The following is a 4,605-nucleotide window of genomic DNA, read 5'->3' as shown; positions in this document are numbered from 1 at the left end:
CCAAAATGATAAATATAATAAAGTAGATTATGATTGATTATGTCTCCATCTATGAGCTTATCAATATTATGTTCTGTATCTTCAAAATCATTAAATAGAGGCATGATGTATTCCGCTAGCAGCTTGGTAATCTCATCTACAGTATACTGATAACTAGCGCCTGCTAATTGATACCACTCCTTTCGGTGTAGCAAACAGCCTAATTCACCGCCATAAACAAAACCGTTATGAATATTAGCTTTTGTCATAGATTTAGAGTAAATAGCAATATGTGGAACAAATTCTACGCTGCATACATAGTTATTTCTATTAGCCTGAAAGTATATCTCAAAAGTAAGATCTTTATTTTTAGATATTTTCTTTAATTTCTGACCTTTACTAACTACCTTAAAATCAGGAAATTTACTTGCAATTTCTTGCCAAGCTTTCTCACATAATTCTCTAGGTTTCATGATTATAAATTCCCCACTTTAATACAGGTAATCAATTTAAAGATTTCCTTCAACAACTATAACAGATGTATGTTGAAGTGCTTCCTTTATCCAAGCAATAAATGTGTTTAAAAACTCTTGCTCTTCTTTACTAAAATTTATAAGATCAACTTCAATATTATGAATTATTTTAATCCAGTCGTCTTGCTTAATCCAATTATCAAAGCATACATCAAAGCTATCTCTTTCAGTATTATCTGATGCATCTATAATAGGATACGCTTTAATAAAATAAGAAACTAAGATATCAAAATCTGGACTATAAATTCGTAATGGCTTTCTATAACAGTGCCAATTCTTCCAACTTGGTGAGGAATTAGAGGTATCAGTAACTTTTAGAGGATTAAAATCTAAGCGTATGTGCTCACCTAACGGTGCATTAAGCCTTAACTCCATATACTCTTGTTTTTTATAATCCGTGAGATTCAGCCAAACCATATAGTTTACTCCATAAACTTATAAAAAAAGGTATTATTTTATCTGTAAAAAATAGGATTTATTTTTTGACACGATATACCATGTCTCCTCTATTCCAAATATACATAATGACAGATACTGGAGATTTTTCATCGACCCAAAGCCAACCTGTATATGTAGTTGTATTGGCAAAATAGCCTTCCGTAATTATTTCAAAATCTGAGTCTACATACTCATTCATAAAATCACGTAAACAAATGGACTTTCCATTAAATCGACCTTCACCTAATGTTTTGTTAAATATTAGTACCTTACACAAGTCCACATCACAGTCTTTAAAAGATATTTCACCGGAAAATGTTCTTTCTTCACCATCTACCAATTGATACATTTCGTCGACTGTTAACGTCAATGTTTTATTATGAATTCTGATTCTACTTACTTTACTACCACAAAGACTAAAAAGGATGTTACTCTTTCTATCATGTATAAAATCCATAATATTCCTCACGAGATTAAAGCTAAAACTATAATCCATGACAAGTGCTAATGCTCACTGCGTCGCTTCGCTTCTAGTAAGCAAAGCTACCGCTTCGACATGTGCTGTCATAGGGAACATGTCTACTGGTTGTACTTCTTGGAGTTCATAGCCGTAGTGTGTAAGGATTTCAATGTCCCTTGCCATGGTTGCTGGGTTACATGATACGTAGACAATGCGTTTTGGTTCCATGCCTGCTGCAGAGGTTAGTACTTCTTCTTTACAGCCAGCACGAATTGGATCAAATACGATAACGTCTGGTCGTACGCCTGCTTTGTAGAGTTTTGGCATTTCTACGGCCGCATCAGCGACGATAAATTCTGTATTATCATAGCCATTGCGTTGGGCGTTTTCACGAGCATTGATAATGGCAGGTTCTACAATTTCTATGCCGATAACATGTTTTGCTTTATGAGCTAAGAAGAGTGAAATGGTACCAGTACCACAGTACGCATCGATAACTGTTTCATCCCCTTTTAGATCCGCATAAGCTAATGCTTGGTCATACAGTACTGTAGTTTGTTCTGGATTAACTTGGAAGAAGGAATGTGGGGATAAAGTAAACTGTAAGTCCTTTATATGGTCCGTAATCGTTCCATCCCCGTAGAGGATATGATTCTTAGGCCCTAATATAACATTAGTACGTTTACTATTTACGTTATGAACAATAGTTTCTACTTGAGGGATACGTTCTGTTAATTTTTCTACCCACTTTTCTTGGTGTGGTAAATGGTCAGTAGCAGTTACAAGGATAATCATCCATCCAGATTGTCCAATACGACCGATTACATGGCGCAATATACCCTTTCCTGTATGTTCATCATACGGTTCAATATCAAACTCTTTAGCGATTTGATAACATGCTTGAGCAATAATATTATTGCCTTCATCTTGTATAGGACAGTTTGTACCTTGCACGATATCGTGAGATCCCATCGCATAAAAGCCCATTAGAATATCGCCTTTAGTGCCGCCTACAGGCATTTGCATCTTATTGCGATATGCCCATGGTTCTTTAGGTCCTAATGTAGGCTTAACAAGGTCTGGATTTTGATGACCAATGCGTTCAATAACGTCCTTTACCTTTTGTGTTTTTAGTGAAAGCTGTCCATCATAAGTAATGTGTTGCAGTTGGCAGCCTCCGCAAAATCCATAAAGGTCACAATTAGGATCGATACGATTAGGAGCCATAGTAACAATATCTAAGAGTTTACCTGTAGCATAAGTCTTTTTAACCATATTGATGGATACTTTTACAGTTTCCCCTGGCAAAGCAAAGGGAACAAAGACTGTAAAATCATCTACACGACCTACCCCTTCACCGCTACTACCGATACCATGAATAGTTACCAATACTTCATCATCTAATTTAACAGGCGCATTTAAAATAGCCTGTTGTTTTTTAGATAATTGGCCGTTTATAGCTTGCTGTGAATTAGAGCGATTACTTCTTCTATGTTGTTTAGATTGTTTTTTACGAGATGTACGATTAGTACCGTTCATTACGCGTCTCTTTTCTTCCAAATTTTAATCATACCTGTCACAATAAGAACGAAGAATACAGTGCCGAATTTAACGAGTAATTCTTCACCTTGAATATATGGCATAAGAAGTGGATCTTCCACAATCATTTCGCCTGCAACCCAGCCAAGGAGTGCACCACCAGCCCAAAGAATGGCAGGGAATTTATTAATAATTCGAGCAAATAATGTAGAGCAAAATACGATAATTGGAACAGTAATTAACATACCTGCAATAACAAGCTCTAAATGACCTCTAGCGGCCCCTACTACACCGATGACATTATCAATACTCATCATAGCGTCAGCTACAATAATCGTCCAAATGGCACCCATTAAGGAATTCTTAGCTTCGATATGTGCATCTTCATCGCCACCTTTTAATAATTGAATGGCAATCCATACAAGTACAAGGCCACCACCTAAGTGAATAAGAGGAATTAAAGTAAGCGCCTCTACTAAAAGAGTAGCAAATAGGAGACGCATTACAATGGCACCTACTGTACCCCAGATAACAGCTTTCTTTTGTAGTTCTGGAGCTAGCTTACCTGCTGCCATACCAATTACTACAGCATTATCGCCAGCTAATAAAATATCAATCAAAATTATTTTACCAATGGTTACCCACGTGGCAACTTCTAAAAATTCCATTCTGTACATACCTCAATTCAGTCTACTAATTCAATAACTATCCCTTAACTATACCATAAATCTTCTATTTTCTCATCTATAAGAGGGCTAATAGTTTACATAAAAAATCTCTCCTCCTATGACTAGGAGAAGAGATATATTGTGTTATTTCTTGAGTTTTTTAGCTACCAAAGATGCCCCTACTACGAGGATTACTGCAGCGATTTTGATAAACAGTGCATATGGTTCCACACTATGAGCAATCAATGTATCCTCTACTGCCATGCCAGCACCTACCCATCCAAGGATACCACCGCCAGCGTATAGGATAATTGGGAAACGTTCGATAACTTTCACAAACAAAGTACTACCATAAATGATAATTGGTACAGTAATCAACATACCAATGGCTACCATTGTCATATGGCCACCTGCAGCACCAACTACACCGATAACATTATCGATGCCCATGATACCATCTGCAATGACAATAGTTGTAATAGCAGCGCGCAAATTATCCTTAGCTTCGATATTATGCTCGCTTTCATCCTCAGCAACGAGCTTGTAGCCTATCCATAAAAGAAGGATACCACCTACTAAACGAAGTGCAGGAATATTATTCAATGCCTCTACAAATAGGAATGCCATAACAAGGCGTAAAATAATGGCACCCGCTGTGCCCCAGAAGATAGCTTTCTTCTGTAGATGTGCTGGCAAGTTACGAGCTGCCATACCAATTACAATGGCATTATCGCCAGCGAGTAAGATATCGATAACGATGATCTGAAGCATCGCCAATAAACCTTGAATAGATAAGATGTCCAATGTATCCTCCTTAGAATATAACTATAGTATATATATTATAATCGATATAGTTTAGTGGTGTAAAATTCAATTTACAAAATATATATTCATTTTTAGCATACTCCATTTATCGTAAATAAAGAAATATAACTCTACAACTGGAAGTTTTATAATACATGAAAGCCTTAGTTACAATATGCTAAAT

Annotated in this window: 6 protein-coding genes; all 6 read right to left on the bottom strand. The window is 36.3% G+C overall.

Going from position 1 to position 4,605, the window contains the following annotated elements:
* Positions 1-452: DUF4304 domain-containing protein (locus tag QZ334_RS07050; RefSeq protein ID WP_295233131.1), on the bottom strand; the 452-nt coding region annotated here is incomplete at its 3' end.
* A 36-nt stretch (positions 453-488) separates the two neighbouring features.
* Complete coding sequence (locus tag QZ334_RS07045; protein ID WP_295233129.1) at positions 489-929, bottom strand: BdrN protein; 441 nt, start codon at positions 927-929, stop codon at positions 489-491.
* 58 nt (positions 930-987) lie between these two features.
* Entirely contained in the window at positions 988-1,407 is a 420-nt protein-coding gene (locus QZ334_RS07040) for a hypothetical protein (protein WP_295233126.1), read from the bottom strand.
* Positions 1,408-1,461: 54 nt separating this feature from the next.
* Positions 1,462-2,949, bottom strand: coding sequence for a 23S rRNA (uracil(1939)-C(5))-methyltransferase RlmD (gene rlmD, locus QZ334_RS07035; protein ID WP_295233124.1), 1,488 nt, complete (start codon positions 2,947-2,949; stop codon positions 1,462-1,464).
* Positions 2,949-3,617 carry a TerC family protein gene (locus tag QZ334_RS07030; RefSeq protein ID WP_287499980.1) on the bottom strand — a complete coding sequence of 223 codons (669 nt, stop codon included), beginning with the start codon at positions 3,615-3,617 and terminating at the stop codon, positions 2,949-2,951. The genes rlmD and QZ334_RS07030 overlap by 1 nt, the downstream gene beginning before the upstream one ends.
* Before the next feature lie 144 nt (positions 3,618-3,761).
* A complete protein-coding gene (locus QZ334_RS07025) occupies positions 3,762-4,421 on the bottom strand; it encodes a TerC family protein (RefSeq protein WP_295233121.1) in 660 nt (219 codons plus the stop codon).
* Positions 4,422-4,605: the final 184 nt, after the last annotated feature.

It is taken from the genome of Veillonella sp., assembly GCF_019414865.1.
Classification (GTDB): domain Bacteria; phylum Bacillota; class Negativicutes; order Veillonellales; family Veillonellaceae; genus Veillonella.
Note: the sequence above shows the minus strand (reverse complement) of the source record. Positions and strands in the feature narration are given on the sequence as shown.

What these genes read in the sequence shown, in the direction of transcription:
- QZ334_RS07030 (WP_287499980.1), bottom strand. Translation starts at nt 3,617, where the DNA reads ATGGAATTTTTAGAAGTTGCCACGTGGGTAACCATTGGTAAAATAATT.
- QZ334_RS07040 (WP_295233126.1), bottom strand. Translation starts at nt 1,407, where the DNA reads ATGGATTTTATACATGATAGAAAGAGTAACATCCTTTTTAGTCTTTGT.
- rlmD (WP_295233124.1), bottom strand. Translation starts at nt 2,949, where the DNA reads ATGAACGGTACTAATCGTACATCTCGTAAAAAACAATCTAAACAACAT.
- QZ334_RS07045 (WP_295233129.1), bottom strand. Translation starts at nt 929, where the DNA reads ATGGTTTGGCTGAATCTCACGGATTATAAAAAACAAGAGTATATGGAG.